The 23,608-nt window shown below is 73.8% G+C and carries 20 protein-coding genes; 11 read left to right on the top strand and 9 right to left on the bottom strand.

Annotation, left to right across the window (positions count from 1 at the left end):
* Positions 1 to 3 precede the first annotated feature (3 nt).
* The gene (locus SM452_RS19230) at positions 4 to 1,290 is read right to left on the bottom strand and encodes a nicotinate phosphoribosyltransferase (protein WP_120571413.1); all 1,287 of its coding nucleotides are present in this window, start codon (positions 1,288 to 1,290) and stop codon (positions 4 to 6) included.
* 16 nt (positions 1,291 to 1,306) lie between these two features.
* On the bottom strand, positions 1,307 to 3,979 hold the full coding sequence (locus tag SM452_RS19225; RefSeq protein ID WP_463840416.1) for a LuxR C-terminal-related transcriptional regulator: 2,673 nt from the start codon (positions 3,977 to 3,979) through the stop codon (positions 1,307 to 1,309).
* 223 nt (positions 3,980 to 4,202) lie between these two features.
* Here SM452_RS19225 and SM452_RS19220 point away from each other — a divergent pair, with 223 nt between their 5' ends.
* The 9 genes from SM452_RS19220 to rdgB all read left to right on the top strand — a co-directional run bounded on the left by SM452_RS19220 (position 4,203) and on the right by rdgB (position 10,930).
* A complete protein-coding gene (locus SM452_RS19220) occupies positions 4,203 to 5,711 on the top strand; it encodes a P-loop NTPase family protein (RefSeq protein ID WP_463840415.1) in 1,509 nt (502 codons plus the stop codon).
* Positions 5,712 to 5,826: 115 nt separating this feature from the next.
* A complete protein-coding gene (gene clpS, locus SM452_RS19215; protein ID WP_018786685.1) occupies positions 5,827 to 6,117 on the top strand; it encodes an ATP-dependent Clp protease adapter ClpS in 291 nt (96 codons plus the stop codon).
* Positions 6,114 to 6,617: a DUF2017 domain-containing protein gene (locus SM452_RS19210; RefSeq protein ID WP_216932295.1), complete on the top strand. Its 504-nt coding sequence runs from the start codon at positions 6,114 to 6,116 to the stop codon at positions 6,615 to 6,617. The genes clpS and SM452_RS19210 overlap by 4 nt, the downstream gene beginning before the upstream one ends.
* Positions 6,618 to 6,672: 55 nt before the next feature.
* Complete coding sequence (locus tag SM452_RS19205; RefSeq protein WP_013284357.1) at positions 6,673 to 7,161, top strand: M67 family metallopeptidase; 489 nt, start codon at positions 6,673 to 6,675, stop codon at positions 7,159 to 7,161.
* A 67-nt stretch (positions 7,162 to 7,228) separates the two neighbouring features.
* Positions 7,229 to 7,567 (top strand): MoaD family protein, encoded by a 339-nt coding sequence (locus SM452_RS19200; protein ID WP_047892373.1) that lies wholly within the window; start codon positions 7,229 to 7,231, stop codon positions 7,565 to 7,567.
* A gap of 11 nt (positions 7,568 to 7,578) precedes the next feature.
* Positions 7,579 to 8,544 carry a PLP-dependent cysteine synthase family protein gene (locus SM452_RS19195; protein ID WP_135243562.1) on the top strand — a complete coding sequence of 322 codons (966 nt, stop codon included), beginning with the start codon at positions 7,579 to 7,581 and terminating at the stop codon, positions 8,542 to 8,544.
* Positions 8,545 to 8,769: 225 nt separating this feature from the next.
* Entirely contained in the window at positions 8,770 to 9,516 is a 747-nt protein-coding gene (locus SM452_RS19190) for an MBL fold metallo-hydrolase (RefSeq protein ID WP_355507356.1), read from the top strand.
* 71 nt (positions 9,517 to 9,587) lie between these two features.
* The gene (gene rph, locus SM452_RS19185; RefSeq protein ID WP_210893717.1) at positions 9,588 to 10,316 is read left to right on the top strand and encodes a ribonuclease PH; all 729 of its coding nucleotides are present in this window, start codon (positions 9,588 to 9,590) and stop codon (positions 10,314 to 10,316) included.
* Positions 10,313 to 10,930: an RdgB/HAM1 family non-canonical purine NTP pyrophosphatase gene (rdgB, locus tag SM452_RS19180; RefSeq protein WP_262014865.1), complete on the top strand. Its 618-nt coding sequence runs from the start codon at positions 10,313 to 10,315 to the stop codon at positions 10,928 to 10,930. Before rph ends, rdgB begins: the two co-directional genes overlap by 4 nt.
* A gap of 2 nt (positions 10,931 to 10,932) precedes the next feature.
* Here rdgB and hutH read toward each other — a convergent pair whose 3' ends face one another.
* From hutH to SM452_RS19150, 6 genes are read right to left on the bottom strand one after another with little or no spacing between them, the layout of a single operon-like run.
* A complete protein-coding gene (hutH, locus tag SM452_RS19175) occupies positions 10,933 to 12,471 on the bottom strand; it encodes a histidine ammonia-lyase (protein WP_355507358.1) in 1,539 nt (512 codons plus the stop codon).
* Positions 12,468 to 13,634, bottom strand: coding sequence for an imidazolonepropionase (gene hutI, locus SM452_RS19170; RefSeq protein WP_463840414.1), 1,167 nt, complete (start codon positions 13,632 to 13,634; stop codon positions 12,468 to 12,470). Before hutI ends, hutH begins: the two co-directional genes overlap by 4 nt.
* A complete protein-coding gene (locus SM452_RS19165; protein ID WP_355507546.1) occupies positions 13,634 to 14,998 on the bottom strand; it encodes a formimidoylglutamate deiminase in 1,365 nt (454 codons plus the stop codon). The genes hutI and SM452_RS19165 overlap by 1 nt, the downstream gene beginning before the upstream one ends.
* Positions 14,995 to 16,194 carry an allantoate amidohydrolase gene (locus SM452_RS19160; protein ID WP_355507362.1) on the bottom strand — a complete coding sequence of 400 codons (1,200 nt, stop codon included), beginning with the start codon at positions 16,192 to 16,194 and terminating at the stop codon, positions 14,995 to 14,997. Before SM452_RS19160 ends, SM452_RS19165 begins: the two co-directional genes overlap by 4 nt.
* The gene (gene hutU / locus SM452_RS19155; protein ID WP_463840413.1) at positions 16,191 to 17,846 is read right to left on the bottom strand and encodes a urocanate hydratase; all 1,656 of its coding nucleotides are present in this window, start codon (positions 17,844 to 17,846) and stop codon (positions 16,191 to 16,193) included. Before hutU ends, SM452_RS19160 begins: the two co-directional genes overlap by 4 nt.
* Before the next feature lie 12 nt (positions 17,847 to 17,858).
* Positions 17,859 to 18,704, bottom strand: coding sequence for a MurR/RpiR family transcriptional regulator (locus SM452_RS19150; RefSeq protein WP_262014860.1), 846 nt, complete (start codon positions 18,702 to 18,704; stop codon positions 17,859 to 17,861).
* A 95-nt stretch (positions 18,705 to 18,799) separates the two neighbouring features.
* Between SM452_RS19150 and SM452_RS19145 the strand changes: the two genes are divergently transcribed.
* Both SM452_RS19145 and SM452_RS19140 read left to right on the top strand, forming a co-directional pair.
* A complete protein-coding gene (locus SM452_RS19145) occupies positions 18,800 to 20,431 on the top strand; it encodes a hypothetical protein (protein ID WP_463840412.1) in 1,632 nt (543 codons plus the stop codon).
* A gap of 265 nt (positions 20,432 to 20,696) precedes the next feature.
* Positions 20,697 to 21,917 carry a hypothetical protein gene (locus tag SM452_RS19140; protein WP_463840411.1) on the top strand — a complete coding sequence of 407 codons (1,221 nt, stop codon included), beginning with the start codon at positions 20,697 to 20,699 and terminating at the stop codon, positions 21,915 to 21,917.
* On the opposite strand, the gene SM452_RS19135 is transcribed toward SM452_RS19140, so the two are convergent.
* Positions 21,914 to 23,593, bottom strand: a complete 1,680-nt coding sequence (locus SM452_RS19135; RefSeq protein WP_355507371.1) for a glycosyltransferase family 39 protein — start codon at positions 23,591 to 23,593, stop codon at positions 21,914 to 21,916. The genes SM452_RS19140 and SM452_RS19135 overlap by 4 nt on opposite strands.
* Positions 23,594 to 23,608: the final 15 nt, after the last annotated feature.

The following is a 23,608-nucleotide window of genomic DNA, read 5'->3' as shown; positions in this document are numbered from 1 at the left end:
TCCTCAGCTCGCTGGTACGACGGTCACCGGTACGGCGGGATCCCCGGCGGAGAGCTTGAGCCCCTCCCACGGGATCGAGATCAGGCACTGGCGCAGGTGGTCCCGGGACTCCTCCAGCGTGGGCAGCGTCTCCGGCTCGCCCGACACCACGTACGAGTGCTGGAGCAGCCGGTCGTTGGGCTGCCGGTCCGGTACGCCCTGCGGCACGATGACCTCCTCGGTGGCGGTGCCGGTGGGCTTGTGCCGGCGGACCGCGACCTTCCGGCCGCCGATGGTGGCCTTGTGCTCGGAGCGCTTGACCACCGGCCGCCCCTCCACCTCGACCAGCTTGTAGACCAGGCCGGCGGTGGGCGCCCCGGAGCCGGTCACCACCGCGGTGCCGGCGCCGTACATGTCGACCGGTTCGGCAGCGAGCGCGGCGATGGCGTACTCGTCGAGGTCGCCGGAGACGATGATCTTCGTCTCGGTGGCACCGAGCGAGTCGAGCAGCTCCCGGGACTGCTGGGCGATCACCGCGAGGTCGCCGGAGTCGATCCGGACCGCCCGCAGCTCCGGCCCGGCCACCGCGATCGCGTTGCGGATGCCCTGGGCGATGTCGTACGTGTCGACGAGCAGCGTGGTGTCCTTGCCCAGCGTGGCGACCTGGGAGGCGAACGCGGCCCGCTCGTCGTCGTGCAGCAGCGTGAAGGCGTGCGCGGCGGTGCCCGCGGTGGGGATGCCGTAGCGCTGCCCGGCGGCCAGGTTGGAGGTGAACCGGAACCCGGCCAGGTACGCGGACCGCGCCGCCGCGACGGCGGCCTCCTCGTGCGCCCGGCGGGAGCCCATCTCGATCAGCGCCCGGCCCCGGGCAGCGGTGACCATCCGGGCCGCGGCGGCGGCGACCGCGCAGTCGTGGTTGAGCACCGACAGCACGAGCGTCTCCAGCACCACGCACTCGGCGAACGTGCCGGACACGGTGAGGATCGGGGAGCCAGGGAAGAACAGCTCGCCCTCGGCGTAGCCGTCGATGTCGCCGGTGAACCGGTAGTCGGCGAGCCACTGCGCGGCCGGCTCGTCCACCACACCGGTACGACGCAGGAAGTCGATCTCCGCCGGATCGAACCGGAAGTCGCGGATCATCTCGATCAGGCGGCCGGTTCCGGCGACCACGCCGTACCGTCGCCCGGCCGGCAGCCGCCGGCTGAACACCTCGAAGACGCAGCGTCGGTCGGCCGTGCCGTCACGCAGGGCCGCGCTGACCATGGTCAGCTCGTAGTGGTCGGTCAGCAGCGCGGGGCGAAGGGTGCTCACCGCCCCAGCCTAGAGTTCAGCCCGGGTCCGCGCCGTCGTGCCCCGGCATCGACCGCAGGGCGGCCCGCAACTCGCCGCGCCCGGCGACGCCGAGCTTGCTGTAGACGCGCTGGAGGTGGTTCTCCACGGTGCGGGTCGACAGGAACAGCCGCTCGGCGATGGTGCGGCTGGTCACGCCGTCTGCGGCCAGCCGGGCTATCTCCCACTCCCGCTCGCTGAGCGCCGGGCGCAGCAGCCGCAGCGCCGGGGTGGAGATCTCGTCGCAGCGGCGCAGCAGATCCGCGAGGCGTTCCCGGATCGGCCCGGTGGCGCCGGCCCGGACGTGTCGCGTCCGGTGCAGGGCCAGGGCGGTCGCCTCGGCCGCGTACACGATCAGCTCCCGGTCGGCGAAGCCGTCGGCGACCGCGAGCAGCGCGTCCGGCGAGCCGTCGGCAGCGGCCCGGCCGAACCGGGCGACGAGCGGCGGCAGGACGCCGTCGATCCGCTCGGAGAGTTCGGCCAGGCGTTGCGCCACGGTGCGCCGCCCACCGTCGGTGCAGGTCGGTCCGACCGGCGCGGCGGCCTGGTCCAGCCGGACCAGGTCGAGCAGGACGAGCAGCTCGTGCCCGGCCAGGCCGTCCTCGCGCAGCCGGTCGGCGAGCGCGCACAGGTGCTTGGTGGCCGCCGGCAGGTCACCGGTGGCGGCCTGGACCGCGCCCCGGGCCTGCTCCAGCCACGGGTAGAGCACGGCCATGCCGGGCGCGTGCGTCCGGTCCGCCTCGGCCATCGCGTCGGCCGCGTGCGTCACGTCCCCGCGCAGCGCGGCGGCCTGGGCGCGCTCGGCGTGCGCGAGGCCCGCGTACACCCGGCTGGTGGCGAGCACCGCGCACGCCTCCAGGCTGGTCCGCAGCGCGTCGTCGCCGCGCCCGCGCAGTCGCGCCGCGTACGCCTGGAGGATGGCCAGGTAGCCGGTGCCGAGCCGGAAGTCACCGGCCCCGGCCAGGTCGGCGAACTCGTCGGCGACTATCGCGTCGATGCCGGGCAGGTCGCCGGAGAGCGTCAGCCGGGTGCCCCGGGCCAGCTCCATGGCGAGCTGGAGGTAGGGCATGTCGGCCCGCCAGCACGCCGCCTCGGCCTGCACCCGGGCGATCGCGGTGGCGCTGCGCTGGTATTGCCCCTGCGCGGCCTGGAGGTGGGCGAGCGTGCAGCGGGCCAGCTCCCGGGCGGCCATCGGGGCGGCGGGCCGGTCCAGCACCTCCTGGGCCAGCCGGACCGCCACGTCGACGTCGAGCCGGTGCAGCCGCATGATGGCCTCGAACGCGCGTACGCGGGCCCGGTCGGCGGGGTCGCTCAGCTCCTCGCCGCGCGCGGCGATCTCCTCCACCGTGGACTCGCGGTTGAGCCCCCAGTAGCTGACCATGCCCCGCACGGTCAGCCACCGGCTGCGCCGCCGGTCGTCGTGGATCTCGCCGGCGACCTGGTCGAGCACGCCGATCGCCTCGTCCGGCCGGTCGCCGAACATGAGGATGGTGGCGAGCAGCTCGGCCGCGTCCGTGCCGCCGCCGGCCTCCAGCGCCGCGCGGGCCAGCCGGGTGGCAAGCGGCACGTCGTACCTGCCGAACGCCTGCACCGCCGCTTCGAGCAGCAGGGCCACGTCCTGTGCCGTACCCGAGTCGAGCCGCCACACGGCGACGCGCAGCAGGTCCTCCCGGCGGCGCTTGCCGACCTGCTCCAGCAGCCCGGCCAGCGTGGCCTGGAGCCGGCGGGTGCGGCTGACCGGGCAGTGCCGGCGCATCACCTCGCCGTAGAGCGGGTGCGCCAGGCGGACGTTGAGCCGCCGGTCGTCGTGGACCAGCGTGATGAGCCCACGTTCCTCTGCCCTCTCCACGTCCGCCGGGTCGACCGCCCGTTCCAGCAGTTGCAGGCCCAGCGGTTCGCCGAAGGCGACCAGTTCGACGACCGCCCGGACGCCGGGGGTGAGCTGGCCGATCCGGGTGTCGATCAGCTCGGTGAGATTCGGTGCCAGCTCCAGCGGGCCGGTCCAGGTCCAGAGCCCGTACCTGCGGTTCAGCGCGTCGTCGGCAGCAAGCACCAGCTCCCGCAGCAGCAGTGGGTTGCCGGCGGAGAGCTGGAACAGCCGCTCCGAGGAACAGGCGTCGACCGGGCCGCCCAGGATGGCGGCGAGCAGCCCGGAGGTCTCGGTGCGGCACAGCGGGCCGAGCTCGACCAGGTCGGCCAGGTCGTCGGTCCAGAGTGCCCGGATCGGCAGCGGGACCTGTTCGCCGTTGCGCAGCGTCCCGATGACGTACGCGTTCTCCGAGCGGGCGACCAGGTGCACGAGCGCCGCCGAGGGAGGATCGAGCAGATGCGCGTCGTCGACGGCGAGCACGACGGGCCGGCCGGCTGCCTGTTCCTGGAGCACGTCCAGGGCCCAGCGCAGGATCCCGGCGGGGGACAGGCCCTGCGGCTGCGAGGCGGGCAGCACCTGGACCAGCCCGCCGAACGGCAGCGCGGCAGTGGTGGCGCTGGCCGCGATGGACCAGATCGCGTACCGCTCGGGGGAGAGCGCGGCCACCCCCTCGCGCAGCAGCCGGCTCTTGCCGACCCCGGCGTCGCCGCTGAAGAGCAACCCGCGCCCCTCGGGGCCGCCGACCGCCGACAGCAGACGGTGGAGTTCATCAGTACGGCCGACGAACTCCCACCTACTCATCGATGCAGCATATCGACCGTGTTCCGTCCGCGTACGCACCGTCACGCAGTGAAGTTGAGTAATCTGTTCATTACCCGTGAGTACCGGATGTGTTGGTTGTCGGATGGCCGACACCCGTACTCTTCCGGCAGTCCCTGCAACCAGGGAGAATCCGCGACCGGTACCCCGGTCGCCCGACCGGGAGGCCCACCTGATGACACCGGGTCCGCTCCCTTCGGTCGACGTGCCCGACCCAGGCCGGCAGGCCGAGCCACCCGGATCCGCCCCGCTGCCGACCCGGCTCGGGGTGACCGTGCCCGGGCCGGACGAGCCGATGGCGGTGGTCGTCGCCGGTCCGGCCGGTGCCAACCGGCGCGAGCTGATCGCCGGCCTGCTCGGGATCGACGCCGCGACGCTCGCCGTGCCGCCGGGGAGCAACCTGCTGGTCCAGCACGCCGCCACCGCCACCCGCGCCGCGTACGTCCCGGGCTACCGCCAGCCGCACTCCTACGGCGCCGACCCGCTCGCGGCCGGCCCGGCGCTGGCCCGGCCGCCCCGCCGGGTCGAGCTGAGCCTGCCCGATCCGCTGCTGCGGCACTTCGCGGTGGTCGACACGCCTGACACCGGCACGCTCGGCGTGGCCGGCGGCCGGGTGCTGCGCGACGCCGTCGGCCGGGCCGGCGCGCTGCTCTTCGTGATCTCCGCCGACCAGGCGTTCAGCGCGGCCGAGCTGCACCTGCTGGCCGAGGTGGCGCGTACCCGGGTCGAGGTGTTCTTCGCCGTCACGCCCGGCGTGACCGGCCCGGCGCCGGGCGACGGCGCGCGGGCCCAGGATCGGACGGCGTCCGGCCGGGCCGGGTCCGCCCGCCCGCTCGACCCGGTCTCGGTCTCCATCGAGGCGCACCGCGCGGCGCTGCTGGCCGCCGTGCCGGCGCTCGCCCCGGCCCGGTGGTTCCCGGCCCGCCGCGCCGAGCTGCCGCACCTGCGCCGCGCGCTGGTGAACTGGGCCGCCGGCGAGGTGCTGCGGCGCGGCAGTGCCCACCCGCCGGTGCCGGTCGGCGGGCACGGCCGGGTGGCGGTGCTCGCCGGTGTCGAGCCGGGTGAGCTGGCCGACGGGATCGACCGCCAGGTCCGCGCCTGCGCCCGCCGGATCCGCCAGCACCTCGCCCTGGAGCTGGCGAACATCCACCTGCGGGTGGTGCAGGAGATCGTCTTCGGGGTCGGCTGCGCCGGCCTGCCGCAGATGCTCGACCGGGAGCTGGAGGCGCTGTCGCTGCTCGCCACCGCGCAGTGCGACGAGGCCGTGCGGGGCCTGGTCGACGAAGCCGCCGCCCGGGTCTTCGGCGCGCCGCTGGCAGAGGGCGTACGCCGGCGGATCATCCACGCGGTGCGCTGGGGCCTGGCCGACCACCCGGACGCCCCCGGGCTGGACCGGGTGCTCCTGGTCACCAGCACGGCCGGGGTCGCCGGGCTGACCGGCGCGGGCGCCCTGGACGCGCTGGCCGGGCTGCCCGGCGCGCAGCGGGACGAGGTGCTCCCGCCGGTCGGCGTCGCCCTCAACGGCGGCTGCTGGCAGCACTGGCGGGCACCGGGCAACGACGACCCGAACGCCGCCCGGTCCTGGGCCCAGCGCGCGCTGCGCGAGGTCGAGCTCGAACTGTCCCGCGAGGTGTCCCGCCGCTTCGAGGTGATCCGTCTCTCGCTCGGCGGGGTGCTCGCCGATGCGGTCGACCACGGCATCCTGCTTGCCTGACCACGGCGCGGGCACACCGCGACCCGGGCTCGCGTACGCGGCCCGGGCGGGTGACGACGACCGCCGCGCCGTTCCGGTTCATCGGTTCCCCGGATCCGGTGGCACGATGGGGGGCATGGCGGCTCCACAGGTTGCGCCGGTCGAGACGCCGGACACCGAAGAGGTGCCGGTCTCCGACCGGCCATGGGTGACCATCGTCTGGGACGATCCGGTCAACCTGATGACGTACGTGACCTGGGTGTTCCAGAAGCTCTTCGGGTACAGCCGGGAGAAGGCGGAGCGGCTCATGCTGGACGTGCACCACAAGGGCAAGGCCGTGGTCTCCAGCGGCGCCCGGGAGCGGATGGAGCACGACGCGGCGCAGCTGCACGCGTACGGCCTCTGGGCGACGGTGGATCGGTCATGAGCATGTTCCGCCGCCGGGGCGACCACTACGTGGCCACGTTCGCGGTCGACGAGGTCCGGGTGCTGCGCAAGGTCGCAGGCGAGGTGGTCGGCCTGCTGACCGACGGCTTCGACCACGGCGATCCGGTGGTCGGGCGTCTGTTCCCCGACGTCTACCCGGACGACGACGCCGGCACCGCCGAGTTCCGCCGCTACACCGAGGGCGACCTGAAGACCGGCAAGATCGACCAGGCGGGCGCCGTGCTCGCCGCGCTGCCCGACGGGGACGCCGGCGGCGAGGTGCGGCTGGACGCGGAGGCGGCCGAGGCGTGGCTGCGGGCGCTGAACGACGCCCGGCTGGCGATGGGCGTACGCCTGGAGATCAAGGACGGCACCGACCTGGGTGAGGAGCTCGACGACGCGGTCGCCGCGGACCCGGGCTCGTCCCGGGTGTTCCAACTGTCGGTCTACGCCTATCTCGGATATCTCCAGGAATCCCTGCTCAACGCGCTCATCGACTGAGTGGTGACGGTCGCCACCTCGCCGTCCGGCCGGGCCAGGGGCTAGGCTTGGCGGCGTGCTGAGCATCGACCGGTCGATCATCGACGCGATCGTCGCCCACGCGCGTCGGGACCACCCGGACGAGGCGTGCGGCGTGGTCGCCGGCCCCGTCGGCAGCGACACCCCGACCCGGCACATCCCGATGGACAACGCCGCCCGCTCCATGACGTTCTACGAGTTCGACTCGATGGAACAGCTGCGGGTGTGGCGCGAGATGGACGACCGCGACGAGGAACCGGTCGTCATCTACCACTCGCACACCGCCACGGAGGCCTACCCGTCACGTACGGACGTCTCCTTCGCCGGCGAGCCGGGCGCGCACTACCTGCTCGTCTCGACCCGCGAGCCCGACACCGAGGAGATCCGCTCCTTCCGGATCGTCGACGGCGTGGTCACCGAGGAACCGGTGGAGATCGTGGACGCCGCCGTGGACCCGAACGCCGTCCAGTCCTACATGTTCGGGCAGAGCCCGGCGACGGTCGACTACGAGTGTTCCGACCGCTGACCTTCAGCGCCGGCACCTTCCTTTTCCCGTCACCTGGCACGATCCCGAACGAGGAGCACGAGACACCATGGCCATCGAGGTTCGCATCCCCACCATCCTGCGCAGCTACACCGGCGGCGCGAAGGTCGTCGAGGGCAGCGGCGACACGCTCGCCGACCTGATCGCCGACCTGGACTCCCGGCACGGCGGCCTGAAGGCCCGCCTGGTCACCGACGCGGGCGCGCTGCACCGGTTCGTCAACGTCTACGTCAACGACGAGGACGTCCGCTTCCTCGGCGCGCTCGACGCCAAGCTCAACGACGGCGACAGCGTGACCATCCTGCCGGCCGTGGCCGGTGGCGCGTTCGGCTTCGCGGCCGCCGCGGCGATCGCCTCGCACGCGGTCTCCACGCGCGCCGCTCGCTGAGGGGGCCCGCGATGGCGCGGTACGACAGCCTCCTCGACGCCTGCGGCGGCACGCCGCTGGTCGGGTTGCCCCGGCTCTCCCCGACGGTCCCGGCCGGGGCACCACCGGTGCGGCTCTGGGCCAAGCTGGAGGACCGGAACCCGACCGGCAGCATCAAGGACCGCGCGGCCCTGTTCATGGTGCGCGCGGCCGAGGAGTCCGGCCGGCTGCGTCCGGGTGACACGATCCTGGAGCCGACGAGCGGCAACACCGGCATCTCGCTGGCGATGGTGGCGAAGCTGCGCGGCTACCGGCTGGTCTGCGTGATGCCGGAGAACGTCTCCACCGAGCGGGTGCAACTGCTCCGCATGTACGGCGCGGAGATCATCTTCTCGCCGGCCGCGGGCGGCTCGAACCAGGCGGTCGCGACCGCGAAGCAGATCTCCGCCGAGCACCCGGACTGGGTGATGCTCTACCAGTACGGCAACGAGGCGAACGCCCGGGCGCACTACGAGACGACCGGGCCGGAGCTGCTCCAGGACCTGCCGGGCATCACCCACTTCGTGGCCGGGCTGGGCACCACCGGCACGCTCATGGGCACCGGGCGCTACCTGCGGGAGAAGGTCGAGGGCATCCAGATCGTGGCGGCCGAGCCGCGCTACGGCGAGCTGGTCTACGGTCTGCGCAACATCGACGAGGGCTACGTGCCCGAGCTGTACGACGCCGGGGTGCTGTCCCGCCGCTTCTCCGTTGGCACCCGGGACGCGGTGCTGCGTACCCGGCAGCTCGTCGAGGTGGAGGGCATCTTCGCCGGGTTCTCCACCGGCGCCATCCTGCACGCCGCGCTCGCGGTGGCGCACGAGGCGGTCCGCGACGGCCGCGGCGCGGACGTGGCGTTCGTGGTCTGCGACGGCGGCTGGAAGTACCTGTCGACCGGCGCGTACGGCGGCACCCTCGCCGACGCGGAGGAGGCCCTGGAGGGTCAGCTCTGGGCCTGACGGACCGATGGCCGGTCCGGTCGGTGGCGTGCCCGCCGGCCGGGCCGCCGGTCTCGTCCGGAGCGGACGTGTATGGGTGTCACGTTGATGACAACTTCCGGCAGATGATTCTTGCCCGACCGGGGCGACGCGTAGGCTGCGCAGCGTGGCGAGCGCGTCGGTAGAGATCATCGGCGGTGTCGCCGCCGGCGCATCGACTACTCATGGTGAGATCGAGGCCACCGGATGAGACTGACCGTCCTCGGCTGCGCGGGCAGCTTCCCGGGCCCCGAATCCCCCTGTTCGGCCTATCTCATGGAAGCCGAGGGCTTCCGGCTTCTGATCGACTTCGGCGTGGGCTCGCTGTCCACGCTCCAGCGCTACGTCGGGCTGCACGCCCCCGACGCCGTCCTCCTCACCCACCTGCACTGCGACCACATGTTCGACGCCGTGTCCTACGTGGTGGTACGCCGGTACGCGCCGGACGGCCCGTACCCGCCCCTGCCGATGTACGCCCCCTCCGGCGCGCCCGACCGGCTGGCCGCCGCGTACGGGCAGGAGGAGGGCTCGGTGGAGGACGTCTACCAGTTCTACGGCCTCCAGCCGGGTACGTTCCCGATCGGCCCGTTCACCGTCACCGTCGACCGGATGAACCACCCGGTCGAGACGTACGGGGTGCGGCTGGAGCACGGCGGCCGGGTGTTCTGCTACTCCGCCGACACCGCACCCTGCGAGGCGCTGCTGCGCCTGGCCCAGGACGCCGACGTGTTCCTCTGCGAGGCCAGCTACATGGACGGCGTGGAGAACCCGCCGGACCTGCACCTGACCGGCCGGGAGGCCGGCGAGGCGGCCACCAAGGCGGGCGTGGGGCGGCTCCTGCTCACCCATCTCGTACCCGCCTGGGGCAGCGAGTCGCAGACGGTGGAGGCGGCGGCCGGGGCGTACGCCGGGCCGCTGGACGTGGTCCGGCCCGGCGCCTGCTACGAGGTCTGAGCCCGGCGGCGGCCCTGTCGTCGGCGGGCACCCGCGGGCGGTGCGATCACCGCACCGCATAGGGTGCAGGCATGGCGCGACCTGACGGGCGGCGGCCCGACCAACTCCGACCGGTGACCCTGACCCGGGGCTGGAGCACCCACCCGGAGGGCTCGGTACTCGTCGAGTTCGGCGCGACCCGGGTCCTCTGCACGGCGAGCGTCACCGAGGGCGTGCCCCGCTGGCGCAAGGGCTCCGGGCTGGGCTGGGTGACCGCCGAGTACGCGATGCTGCCCCGGGCCACGAACACCCGCTCGGACCGGGAGAGCGTCCGCGGCAAGGTCGGCGGGCGTACCCACGAGATCTCCCGGCTGATCGGCCGCAGCCTGCGCGCCTGCGTCGACCTGAAGGCGCTCGGCGAGAACTCGATCGTGCTGGACTGCGACGTGCTCCAGGCCGACGGCGGCACCCGTACCGCCGCGATCACCGGCGCGTACGTCGCGCTGCACGACGCGGTGACCTGGCTGGCCGAGCGCAAGGCGCTGGCCGGCAAGGTGGAGAAGGTGATGCACCGCTCGGTGGCCGCGGTGAGCGTCGGCGTGATCGGCGGTGAGCCGATGCTCGACCTCTGCTACGCCGAGGACGTCACCGCCGAGGTCGACATGAACGTGGTCTGCACCGGCACCGGCGACTTCGTCGAGGTGCAGGGTACGGGCGAGGCGGGCGTCTTCGCCCGCGACCAGCTCGACGCGCTGCTCGACCTGGGCGTGGCGGGCTGCCTGGAACTGGCCGACGCGCAGCGGAAGGCGCTCTCGTCATGAACAAGGTCCTGCTCGCCACCCGGAACCGGAAGAAGCTGGTCGAGCTCCAGCGGATCCTGGACGGCGCGCTCGGCGCGCACCGGATCGCCCTGCTCGGGCTCGACGACGTCGAGGAGTACCCGGAGCTGCCGGAGACCGGCCTCACGTTCGGTGAGAACGCGCTGATCAAGGCGCGGGAGGGCTGCCGGCGTACCGGCCTGCCGACCATCGCCGACGACTCCGGGCTGGCGGTGGACGCGCTCAACGGCATGCCGGGCGTGTTCAGCGCCCGCTGGTCCGGCCGGCACGGCGACGACCACGCCAACCTCCAGCTCGTGCTGGACCAGGTCGGCGACGTGCCGGACGAGCACCGGGGCGCCGCGTTCGTCTGCACCGTCGCGCTGGTGCTGCCCGGCGGCAAGGAGCACCTGGTCGACGGCCGTCAGTCCGGCCGGCTGCTGCGCGCGCCGCGCGGCGACGGCGGGTTCGGATACGACCCGATCTTCCTCGGTGACGGGCAGGAGCGGACCAACGCGGAGCTGACGCCCGAGGAGAAGGATGCGGTCAGCCACCGCGGCAAGGCGCTGCGGGAGCTGGCCAAGCTGGTCGCGAAGGTGCTCCCGCCCGCCGCCTGAGCTCAGCCGAGCGGGCCGATCTCCCGTTCGATCGCCGCGCGCAGCTCCGGGCCGCGTACCACGTCCCGCGCGGCCTCCATGAGCGGCGCGAGGAACACGTCCGGTCCCGGCTCGCCGATGGTGCGGCCGAGCACGTCGAGCGCCGCCCGCCCGGCCGGTGACGGGGTCAGCGGCGCGCGGAGCTGGAGCCCGCGTACGGCCGCCAGCAGCTCCACCGCGAGCAGGCTGGTCAGGTTGTCCAGCACCGTGCGCAGCTTCTTGGTGGCCGCCCAGCCCATCGAGACGTGGTCCTCCTGCATGCCGCTGGTGGGCAGCGAGTCGATCGAGGCGGGCGCGGCGAGCCGGCGGTTCTCCGCGACGATCCCGGCGGCGGTGTACTGGGCGATCATCAGCCCGGAGTTCACCCCGGCGTCGGGGGACAGGAACGCGGGCAGCTCCCGGGAGCGGGTCACGTCCAGCAGGCGGTCCACCCGGCGCTCGGCGATCGCGCCCACCTCGGCGGCGGCGATGGCCAGGTAGTCGGCGGCGAAGCCGAGCGGCGCGCCGTGGAAGTTGCCTGTCGACTCGACCCGCCCGTCCGGCAGCACCACCGGGTTGTCCACCACCGACAGCAGTTCCCGGCCCGCGACCACCTCGACGAAGTCGAGCGTGTCCCGGGCCGCGCCGGCGACCTGCGGGGCGCAACGCATCGAGTACGCGTCCTGCACTGCGTGCGCCAGGTCGTCGCGGTGCGAGTCCATCACCGCCGAGCCCTGCAACAGCCGGTGGATGTTCGCCGCCGACGCGGCCTGCCCGGGGTGCGGGCGGATCGCGTGCAGCTCGGGCAGGAACGGCCGCTCCGAGCCGAGCATCGCCTCGATGGCGAGCGCCGCCGTCACGTCCGCCATGGCGAACAGGTGCCGGGCGTCGGAGACGGCGAGCAGCAGCATGCCGAGCATGCCGTCGGTGCCGTTGATCAGCGCCAGCCCTTCCTTGGCTGCGAGCGACACCGGCTTCAGCCCGACCCGGCGCAGCGCGTCCGCGGCCGGGATGCGGTCACCGGCCGGGCCGAGCACCCAGCCCTCACCGAGCAGCACCAGCGCGCAGTGCGCCAGCGGCGCCAGGTCGCCTGATGCGCCGAGCGAGCCGTGCTCCGGCACCCACGGGGTGACCTCGTGGTTGAGCAGGTCCACGAGCGCCTCGGCGACCAGCGGGCGGACCCCGGAACGGCCGAGCGCCAGCGACCGGACCCGCAGCAGCATCATGGCGCGTACCACCTCGCGCGGCATCGGCGCGCCCACCCCCGCGGCATGCGAGCGGATCAGCGCGTGCTGAAGCTCGGCCCGCCGCTCCGGGGCGACGAACGTGTTGGCGAGGGCGCCGAAGCCGGTGGAGACGCCGTACACCGGGCGGCCGGCCGCCTCGATTCCGTCCACGACGGACCGTGAGGTCGCCATCGCCTCGGTGGCGGCCGGGTCGAGCACGACCTTTGCGGTGCCGCGGGCCACCGCGAGCACGTCGGCGGCGGTGACGCCGGTGGACAGGATGGTCACGGTGGTCATCGCGGTACTCCGTTGTGCAGGACCTGGCGGATCAGTGGCACCCCCGGCCGGTAGGCCAGGTGCAGGTGGGACGGGGCGTCGAGGATGATCAGGTCGGCCCGCGCCCCGGGGGTCAGCCGCCCCACGTCGGTGCGGCGCAGCGCCGCCGCCCCGCCGGCGGTCGCGGCCCACACCGCCTCCGCCGGGGTCATCCGCATCTCGCGTACGGCGAGCGCGACGCAGAACGGCATCGACGACGTGTACGACGAGCCGGGGTTGCAGTCGGTGGCCAGCGCGACAGTCACGCCCGCGTCGAGCAGCCGCCGGGCGTCCGGGTACGGAGACCGGGTGGAGAACTCCGCGCCCGGCAGCAGCGTGGCGACCGTCTCCGAGCCGGCCAGCACGTCGATGTCGGCGTCGGTCAGGTGGGTGCAGTGGTCGACGCTGGCCGCGCCCAGCTCCACGCCGAGCTGGACCCCCGGCCCGGGGCCGAGCTGGTTGGCGTGCAGCCGTACGCCCAGACCGGCGGCCTGCCCGCAGGCGAGGATCGCCCGCGCGTGGTCGGCGTCGAACGCACCCCGCTCGCAGAACACGTCGATCCAGCGGGCGTACGGCGCGGCGGCGGCGAGCATCGGCCCGCAGACCATGCCCACGTAGTCGTCGGGGCGGTCGGCGTACTCGGCGGGGACCACGTGCGCGCCGAGGAACGTGGTGTCCTCGGTGAACTCGGCGGCGATCCGGAGCGAGCGGGCCTCGTCGGCGACGTTCAGGCCGTACCCGCTCTTGATCTCGACGGTGGTGGTGCCCTGCCGCAGCATCTCGGCGCGCAGCCGGCCCACAGTGGCGCGCAGGTCGTCGTCGGAGGCCGCGCGGGTGGCGCCCACAGTGGTCCGGATGCCGCCCCCGGTGTACGGCTCGCCGGCCATCCGGGCGGCGAACTCGGCGGCCCGGTCCCCGGCGAAGACCAGGTGGGCGTGGCTGTCCACGAAGCCGGGCAGCACCGCCGCCCCGCCGGCGTCGATCCGCCGGTCGGCGGCCGGCGCGTCGCGGGCCGGCCCGGTCCAGGCCACCTGCCCGTCCTCGACCAGCAGGGCGGCGTCGCGCCGGATGCCCAGCGGGTCGCCGTCGCGGCCGTCGTTCGTGACCAGCTCGCCGATGTGGTCGACGAGCAGGCTGCCGCGCATCACGAGTCGTCCTTCGCGGTCACCGCCGCGATCGCGTCCCGCAGCTCGGTGGGTACGTCCACGGTCAGGTGCCGGCCGCCGTCCACCACGGGCCGGCCGTCGACCACGACGCTCGTCACGTCGGCGGCGGTGGCGGCGAAGAACGCGCCGACCGGCGGCACACCGGCGGTGCGGGCGCTGTCCAGCCGTACCGTGACCAGGTCCGCCCGCTGCCCGACGGCGAGCCGGCCGGCGTCGCCCCAGCCCAGCGCGGCGTGCCCGCCGACGGTGGCGGCGCCGACCAGCTCGGCCGGCGTGAAGTGCCCCCGCCGCCGGGTACGCAGCCGCTCGTCCATCTCCAGCGCGCGGGCCTCCTCGAACAGGTCCACCACGGCGTGGCTGTCGCTGCCCAGGCTCAGCGGGCTGCCCGCGTCGGCCATCCGCCGCACCGGGCCGACCCCGTCGGCCAGGTCGCGTTCGGTGGTGGGGCAGACGCAGACCCGGGTACGGCTGTCGCCGAGCAGCGCCACGTCGGCGGCGGTCGGGTGGGTGGCGTGCACGGCTGTGGTGTGCGGGCCGAGCACGCCGTGGTCGGCCAGCAGCCGTGTCGGCGTGCACCCGTGCACGGCCCGGCAGGCGTCGTTCTCGGCCGGCTGTTCCGACAGGTGCACGTGCAGCGGCAGCCCGTTGCGGTCGGCCCAGCCGGCCACGGTGGCGAGCTGATCGGCCGGGACCGCGCGCACCGAGTGGATGGCCGCGCCGAGCCGGACGTGGTCGTCGGCCGGGCGGAACGCGTCCACCCGCGCCGCCCAGCGCAGCGCGTCGCCGTCACCGAAGCGGCGCTGCGGCCCGGCCAGCGGCGTGCCGTCCACGCCCCCGGCCAGGTACGCGGTGTCCAGCAGCGTGAGCCGGATCCCGGCGTGCGCGGCGGCCTCCACGAGCGCGGCGGACATGGCGTTCGGGTCGTCGTACGGGGTGCCGCCGGGACCGTGGTGCAGGTAGTGGAACTCGCCCACGCAGGTGATCCCGGACAGCGCCATCTCCGCGTACACGGCGCGGGCCAGCGCCAGGTAGGTGTCCGGGTCGAGCCGGATCGCGACGGCGTACATCAGGCTGCGCCAGGACCAGAAGTCGCCGCGCCCGTCGTGGGTGCGCCCGCGCAGCGCCCGGTGGAACGCGTGCGAGTGGGCGTTTGCCAGGCCGGGCACCGTCAGGCCGGGCAGCCGGACCGCGTCGCCGAGTACCTCCACCCCGGCGGCGGGCGGACTGTCCACGGTCAGCGGGGTGACAGCGGTGATCCGCCCGTCGGTCGCCTCGATCAGCACGTCCCGGGTGGGCTCGGCGCGGTCGGGCAGCCAGGCGTACTCGGCCAGCCAGCGGGTCAGCGGCATGCCAGCTCCTCCAGCACCCGGGCCAGGGCGGCCACCCCGGCGGCGCAGTCGGCGTCGGTGGCCGCCTCGGCGGGGGAGTGCGACACCCCGGTCGGGTTGCGCACGAACAGCATCGCGGTGGGCAGGTGCGCCGCCAGCACGCCCGCGTCGTGCCCGGCGCCGGTGGGCAGCACCGGCGCGTCGAGCAGCGCGGCCAGCCGGTCGGCCAGCCCGCGGTCGAACGCGACGAGCGGGGTCGCCGACTCCTGCGTGCAGGTCAGCGCGGTGCCGTCGCGGCCGGCCCGGTCGGCGGCCTTGGTGCGTACCGCCTCGACCAGACCGTACAGCGTCTCCGCCTCGGCCGCCCGCGCGTCGAGCCAGCCGGTGACCCGGGACGGGATCGCGTTGGTGGCGTTCGGCTCGACCGACACCCGGCCCACTGTGGCGTGCGCGTCGCGCAGCCGGGCCTCCTTGTTCGCCGCCAGCACGGTGAACGCGTACGTGAGCATCGGGTCGCGGCGGTCCGCCATCCGGGTCGTACCCGCGTGGTTGCCCTCGCCGGTGAAGTCGAACCGCCACCGGCCGTGCGGCCAGATCGCGGAGGCCACCGCGACCGGCGCGTCCAGGTCGACCAGCGCGCGGCCCTGCTCGACGTGCAGCTCCACGAAGGCCGCGAAGCGGCCGAGCAGCGCCGGGTCGGCGCCCGCCGGCCGCTCGCCGAGCGCCTCGGCGAAGGTCGTCCCGGCCTGGTCGCGCAGCCCGGCCGCGCGGTCGACGTCGATCTCGCCGGTGAGCAGCCGCGACCCCAGGCAGGGTACGCCGAACCGCGCGCCCTCCTCCTCCACGAACGCGGCCACCACCATCGGCCGGTCCGGGGTGACGCCCGCGGCCCGCAGCTCGTCCACGGCGAGGAACGCGCTGACGATGCCGAGCGGACCGTCGTACGCGCCGCCGTGCGGCACCGAGTCGAAGTGGCTGCCGGTGAGCACCGCCGCGCCGGCCGCCGGGTCGCCCCACCAGGCGAACAGGTTGCCGTTGCCGTCCTGCTGAACCGGCATCCCGCGGGCGTCGGCCTGGTTGTGGAACCACTCCCGCAGCCGCAGCTCCGGTTCGGTCAGCGCGTAGCGCAGGTAGCCGCCGCTGCCGGCGTCCCGCCCGACCGGGGCGATCTCGTCCCACAGCGCGCGGAACCGGTCCGCCAGGTCGGTCACAGGTCTCCCTCGGTCATGGGGACGCGCACGCCGGTGCGCTCGGCGACCGCGCGGGCGTCGTCGTAGCCGGCGTCGACGTGCCGGATCACGCCCATCGCCGGGTCGTTCGTGAGCACCCGCTCGATCTTCTGCCCCGCGAGGGCGCTGCCGTCGGCCACGCAGACCTGGCCGGCGTGGATGGACCGGCCGATGCCGACGCCGCCGCCGTGGTGGATCGACACCCAGGACGCGCCGCTGGCGGTGTTGACGAGCGCGTTCAGCAGCGGCCAGTCGGCGATCGCGTCGGAGCCGTCGGCCATCGCCTCGGTCTCCCGGTACGGGCTGGCCACGCTGCCGCAGTCCAGGTGGTCGCGGCCGATCACCACCGGGGCGCTCAGCTCGCCCGAGGCGACCATCTCGTTGAACCGCACCCCGGCCCGGTCGCGCTCGCCGTAGCCGAGCCAGCAGATCCGCGCCGGCAGGCCCTGGAACGCGACCCGCTCGCCGGCCATCCGGATCCACCGGGCGAGGGACTCGTTCTCCGGGAACAGGTCGAGGACGGCCCGGTCGGTGGCCGCGATGTCCTTCGGGTCGCCGGAGAGCGCGGCCCAGCGGAACGGGCCCTTGCCCTCGCAGAACAACGGCCTGATGTACGCGGGCACGAACCCGGGGAAGTCGAACGCCCGCTCGTACCCGCCGAGCTTGGCCTCGCCCCGGATCGAGTTGCCGTAGTCGAAGACCTCCGCGCCCGCGTCCAGGAAACCGACCATCGCCTCCACGTGCTTCGCCATCGACGCCCGGGCCCGGTCGGTGAACTCGGCCGGCTTGGCCGCCGCGTAGTCCCGCGCGTCGCCGAGGTCCACGCCCTCCGGCACGTACGACAGCGGGTCGTGCGCGCTGGTCTGGTCGGTCACGATGTCGATGGCCACGCCCCGGCGCAGCAGCTCGGGGAAGACCGTGGCGGCGTTGCCGACCACCCCGACACTCAGGGCCCGCCGGTCCCGCTTCGCGGCGAGCGCCCGCTCGACCGCGTCGTCGAGCGAGTCGGCGATCTCGTCGAGGTAGCGGTCGTGCGCCCGCCGCTCCAGCCGGGACCGGTCCACGTCCACGATCAGGCAGACGCCGCCGTTCATGGTGACCGCCAGCGGCTGCGCGCCGCCCATGCCGCCGCACCCGGCGGTGAGCGTCAGCGTGCCGGCGAGCGTGCCCTCGAAGCGCTTGGCGGCGACAGCGGCGAACGTCTCGTACGTGCCCTGGAGGATGCCCTGGGTGCCGATGTAGATCCAGGAACCGGCCGTCATCTGCCCGTACATGGTCAGGCCCAGCGACTCCAGGCGGCGGAACTCCGGCCAGGTGGCCCAGTCGCCGACCAGGTTCGAGTTGGCCAGCAGCACGCGCGGTGCCCACTCGTGGGTGCGCATCACCCCGACCGGCCGGCCCGACTGCACCAGCATCGTCTCGTCGTCGCGCAGCTCGGTGAGCGTGCGCACCAGCGCGTGGTACGACGGCCAGTCCCGGGCCGCCTTGCCGGTGCCGCCGTAGACCACCAGGTCCTCGGGGCGCTCGGCCACCTCCGGGTCGAGATTGTTCATCAGCATCCGGAGGGCGGCCTCCTGCGGCCACCCCTTCGCGGTGCGTGCGGTGCCGCGGGCGGCGCGGACGGGCTGGTGCATCTCGTACTCCTCTCAGCCGAGGAACAACTGGCGGCGGGCGGCGGACGACTCGAACGCCTCGAGCCGGTTCTGGGTCTCGGCCGGCGCGGCGTCGCAGATCGCCTGGAGCACCACCATGGCCAGCGTCATCGGGGCGGTGTGCAGGTCGAAGACCAGGTCGGCGCCGACGGCGGCGGGCAGGACCACCTCGGCGTGCTCGGCGGCCGGGCTCACCGGCGAGTCGGTGATCGCCACGACGGTCAGCCCGGCGTCCCGGGCCTCGCGCAGTGCGTCGAGGGTCTCCCGGGGGTAGCGGGGCAGCACGAACGCGAGCAGCGCCGTCGCGCCGGCCGCGACCGCCTGGTCCAGGCGGTCGACGAGCATGCTGCCGCCGTCGTCGAACACCCGCACGTCGGGGTGCACCTTCGCGGCGAAGTACGCGAAGTACGCGGCGAGCGGCGCGGCGGCGCGCAGCCCGAGCACCGGCAGCGGACGGCTGGCCGCGAGCAGCTTCCCCACCTCGGCGACCCGCTCGGCGTCGGCGAGCTGCGCGGCGAGCCGGTCGAGATTGTCCCGCTCGGCGTGCACCGCCCGTTGCAGGGCGTTGCCGGCGGCCGGTTCGGCCGACCCGGTGACAGTCAGTTCCCGCAGGCGGCGGCGCAGCGCGGGGTAGCCGTCGTGCCCGAGCGCCATGGCGAACCGGGTCACCGACGGCTGGCTGACGCCCGCCAGCTCGGCCACCTCGGCGGCGGACAGGTAGGCCGCCGCGCCCGCGTGCCGCACCAGGCAGTGGGCGATGCGGCGCTGGGTCGGGGTGAGCCGTACGCCGTGGAAGAGGTCGAGCAGGCGGTCAGGGGCGGCCGCACTGCTTTCATTCACCCCGCGACTCTATGCATGAAAACTTTCAGAGCGCAAGCGTCGATCAGCCGTTCCAGGGCTGCGCGGGAGGCGTGAGCGCCCTTACGGTGCCACCCGTGACACCCGAGACCCCGGCGGATGCGTACGACAGCCATATCCGTGCCCGAGTCATCGACTTCTTCACCCTGGAGGGATTGCCCTGGCCGCGTCGGCTCTGGGATGTCGGCTCGTTGCTCGCTCTGGAGGAGTTGCTGGAAGCAAGCTCGTGGGCACGGCACTGCGTTCTGTCCGCGGCCGCGGTCGACTGGCAGCGTCACGAACTCCTGAAAGCCATCGGGCCGGACGTCGGTCTCGGGGACAGAGAACTGCGTGTCCAGCTGACGTCGCTGCTGAAGCAACCGCTTCCAGATCCCAGCCCCGCTCACCGTCGACTGCGGGAAGTTGTCGAACATGCCCGGGGTGGCTACCTGGATCGCTGGGCTGCGGCAGCCGCACTACCCGAGGGGCGCCGGCCCCAGCCGGAACGGCTTGCCCGTGTCATCGCGGCGCATCTGCTCGACCTCGGCTACGACGCGAGTTACCTGGCCACCTGGATCGGGCAACTCGCGCACCGGCGCGCGAGCGCAGAGGAAGTCCTACAGGGTGCCGTCGCTCTCGACAGGGCCGCGCCGCACGAATTCACCGTTCTCGTGGTTCTGGAAAGTGCCCCCGAGCGCGAGCAGGCACAAAAGCACGAGATGTGGCTCTCGGGCCGGGAGGTCGTGGATTGGCTGAAGCAACGTGGCCATCCGACCAGTGGTGTCCGGGCCGGCGGCGGATTCCTCTACCGGATGACCGCGCGGGACCCGTTCAGTGCGGCGAGCCAGGCCCGTGAATTCGTCGAGCGGATGGTGGCGCGGTCGTCGTTCATGCGCGGCAACCGAGGTGGTATCCGTCCGGCCGCGCAGATGTGGGTCGACCAGCATCCTGACCCGATCCCCTTCGTCACCCCGGCCCGAGGTGCGGATGTCCTGTCCCTGGTGAACGAAGGGCATCTCTACCAGGTAGATGGGCAACGAACGTTGATCGACGACGCCCTGGAGCTTGCGGCGCCTGTCAACCGCGGTGTGCTCGGGCCGGCTGTGGCCGGAGCGTGGGCAGCAGTGGAATCACTGCTGTCGCACCCGGATGACCCGGCCGAAGAGCAGCGGTCAGGCAAGGCGGTCGCAGCGGATCGGCTGGCGGCCATCATCGCCTGCTCGTGGCCCCGAGCCGAGTTGACCGCCCTCGCGCACAGGCACCAGCCCTCGACCCCTGATGCGCTCACCGAGCAGTTGGCAGGTTGCACGACCAACCGCGATCGGGCCTCAGCCGTGGCCGAAGCCCTGGCGGCCGGGAAGTCACTCCACCTGGCCGACCGGTTCCGCCGCGATGCGGACATCGCGGCGGTGCACCGGATGCGCCGGGTTGTCGCCAGCCCGAGGGGAGAACTGGCAACCGCAGTAACGATTTTCCGCATCGGCATACGTCGTCTGTGCCGGACCCGCAACATCGTGCTGCATGGTGGCTCCACCCAGGGGGTGGCGTTGAAGGCCGCCCTGCGCATTGCTGCTCCGCTGGTGGGCGCCGGGCTGGATCGGATCACGTACGCAGCGCTTGCGGAAGGCCTAACTCCGCTCGACCTGGCCGCGCGGGCCGAGGTAGGTCTCAAGTTGGTAGGGGGCGAGACCGGTCTGAGCGTGGTCGATCTCCTTGAGCCCCGCCGGTGACCTGAGAATCAAACTGACCAAAGCAAGAGGGCCCCGGCCAATTGGCGGGGGCCCCTGCAATGCTGAGACGAGTATACACGGGCCTTGGAGATCGACGGGCTCAAGAGATAAGGCTTCTCCCAGGCCATCTCGTCACCGCCGCGATGGAATTCTCAGGCACGTACGACGTTGAACAGCCGATGTCGGCGCTGACGAACGCAGGCGGCAAGCTCGCGAGCGTGCTCTCTGTATGATCCCGCACGGCGGGTGAGCAGAGGAGTGGGGCATGCAGCCGGAAGGTCCGTACAGGTTCACCGAGGTGCTGGGCGAGTGCCAGGTCGGCAGGGCCTGGGCCGCGCTCGACGGGCAGGACCGCGCGCTCACCGTGGCGGTCCTGGACGGCGCCGCTGCCGGTGACCAGCGCTGGCGCGAGGCGTTCACGAACGCGGCGAACGTGCTGGCTCAGACGCCCGGCGGCCACCGGTACGTGAACTCCGACTTCGCCGCCGGTCAGCCCTGGGTGGCGTACCCGTCCGACGAGGACGGTGCGGCCGAGCGGCTGTTCCGCAGCCTGGGCATGGACTACCAGCGCACCGCCACCGGCGAGATGCTCCCGCCGCCCCCGCCGGTGTCCGCGCCGCCGCAGCAGGTCTCGTCGCCGCCGCAGTTGCCGTGGAGCCCGCAGCCGTGGGCGATGACGCCGCAGCAGCCGGTCTCCGGTGCGCCCGTCTCGTCCGGCGCGCCCGTGTCGCCCGGCATGCCGGTGTCGCCGGGCATGCCGGTGTCGCCGGGCATGCCGGTGCCGGCGATCCCGGCCCAGGCCACCGCCGCGGATCCGCTCGTGCCGACCGGCGGTCCCCGGATCGCCCCGGTCGCCCGCCCGCCCAAGAGCCGTACCGGCCTGTGGATCGGTGGCGTGGTCATGGCGGCGGTGCTCGCCGGTGGCGCTGGTCTGCTGGCCGGGCGGTCGCTGGCCGACGGCGGCGAACCGTCCACTCCGACTGCCAGCGCCTCCCCGGCGCTGTACGAGGCCACTCAGCAGTCGCTGAACAAGGCGAAGTTCGACGCCACGCTCATGCCGATCGCCGAGCCGTGGCTCGACGGGGTGGGCGGCTGCGCGATCAACACCGAGAAGAGCGGCCCCGGGCTCGCCGCCGGGGAGAAGCAGCACGTCTTCTGCCGCTACCTGGGTGTGTCGCTGCACTTCGCCGAGTACGAGTCGGCCGAGAAGAAGGAGGCGGCGCGCGCCTTCCGCCAGCAGATGGGCATCATCGGCCGGGCGCTCGCGCCGGGCATGCGGGAGGCCGGTCCGGCCACCGGCGGCGTCAGTGGCGCACAGGGCAGCTACGTCGAGTACGCCGGCAACGGCCAGGACGGCCGCCCGGTCTGCGGCATCTGGTGGGGCCGCGACGACAACACCAGCGCGATCTACATGGAGACGCCCTGCGGAGCCGGGCTCGGCGGCAACTGGGACGCGCTGCGCGACCTCTGGCAGCGCCACAGCTAACGGACGCGGGCGCCGTTCGGCGGCGGCACCAGGCAGACGTCGCTGCCCTTGGTGACGCCCGCGGCCAGGTCGAAGCGGACCACGCGTGCCCCGCTGAACTGCCGCTCGGTGACCGCCACGCCGCTGCCGCCGAGCCGGACGATGACGTCCCGGTTGGCCCCGTCGGCCCAGTCGGTGGCCTGGAACAGCCAGACCCGGGCCCGTCCGGGCAGCAGCGTCGACACCGTCCGCCCGGGGCAGCCGCCGGGTCCGGCCGCTACCACGTAGGCGTCCGCCGCCGGGCCGTACCAGGTCTGGGCGTTCCACGACACGGTGGTGGCCAGCACGAGGTCACCCGGGCGGCGTTTGTCGTCCAGGTAGCCCAGCGCGCCCCGGTAGTCGACAGCGTTGGCGCCGCCGCCCTGGGCGAAGGCCCGCGCCGGATGGACAGTCGCCACCACGGCGGTCGCCAGCTGCGGAACGGCGAGCGCGAGCACCAGCACCACGCCGACCACCCACCGGATCCGGGCGGGCAGGCCGGCCCGCGTCGGCGGCGGCGCGACGGCGAGCGCGGCGAGCAGCAGGCAGGCGGGCACCGCGTAGAGCGCCAGCCGGCCGTTGAACGGGTAGACCGACACGGCCGCGCCGGCCAGCCCGGCCGCCAGCGGCGTGAGCAGGACCAGCACGGCCACCGTGGAGAGCCTGCGCAGCCCGGCGGCCGTGCCCAGCACCAGCAGCGGTACGACGACCCACGCCGACCAGGCCACGAACGGCACCGTGGCGAGACTCCGGTACGTCGCCGCGAGCCATTCCACAGTGGCGGCCAGGTCGGTGAGCGGGTGCGCCGGGTAGATCGACTTTGCCCGCCAGTACGCGGCGAGCTGCGGATCGGCGAGCCCCGGTGCCAGGAACAGCACGTAGACCACGAGCGCCACCACGGCCCAGGCCGGCGCCGGGGCGAGGAACCGGCCCACCTCCCGCCACCTGCTCGCCCACTGCCGATCAGGGCGGGACAGCGCGTACCCGCCGAGCAGCACGCCGAGCGCGCCGGTGACCGGAATGGACAACGTGCTGACGAACGCCATGACCGCCGCGGCCGACCAGAACACCGCCGACCCGGCCCAGGTGACGCCGTCCCGGACGAGCAGCAGCGCCAGCCCGACCACGAGCGTGACGCCGAACGCCTCGGCGCTGTACTGCTTCAGCTCGTTGGAGTAGCCGATCAGGAACGGCGCGACGGCGACCAGCAGCAGCGCCGCCAGCGCGGCGAGTGGTGGCACGAGCCGCCGGCCGAGCCAGGCCACGAGCGGCAGCAGCGCCAGCCCGAACAGCAGCGGCACCAGCCGCAGCGCCCGCTCACCGTCGCCGAACTGCTCGTACGCGAACCGTTCCAGCCACAGCCAGCCGGGCGGCGCGGACTGGCTGAACGCCAGCGGCCGCAACAGGTCCAGGTAGCCGCGCTCCCGGATGTTGTGCGCCACGTACAGCTCGTCGCTCCAGAAGCTGCGCGCGTACGCCCACTGCCGGATCCGCAGCACGGCGCCCAGCGCGACCAGCAGGCCCGCGACGGACCAGTACGGGGACCGGCTCAGCCGGTCCCACGCGACGGCGACGTACGCCACCGGCGTGCCCGGCCGCGACGGCGCCGGTGTCGCGGGCGCCATCGAGGGGGAGAAGGCCGGGCGTGTCACGGACACGGCGAGACGGTATCA

It is taken from the genome of Micromonospora sp. SYSU B005, from assembly GCF_055362685.1.
Note: the sequence above shows the minus strand (reverse complement) of the source record. Positions and strands in the feature narration are given on the sequence as shown.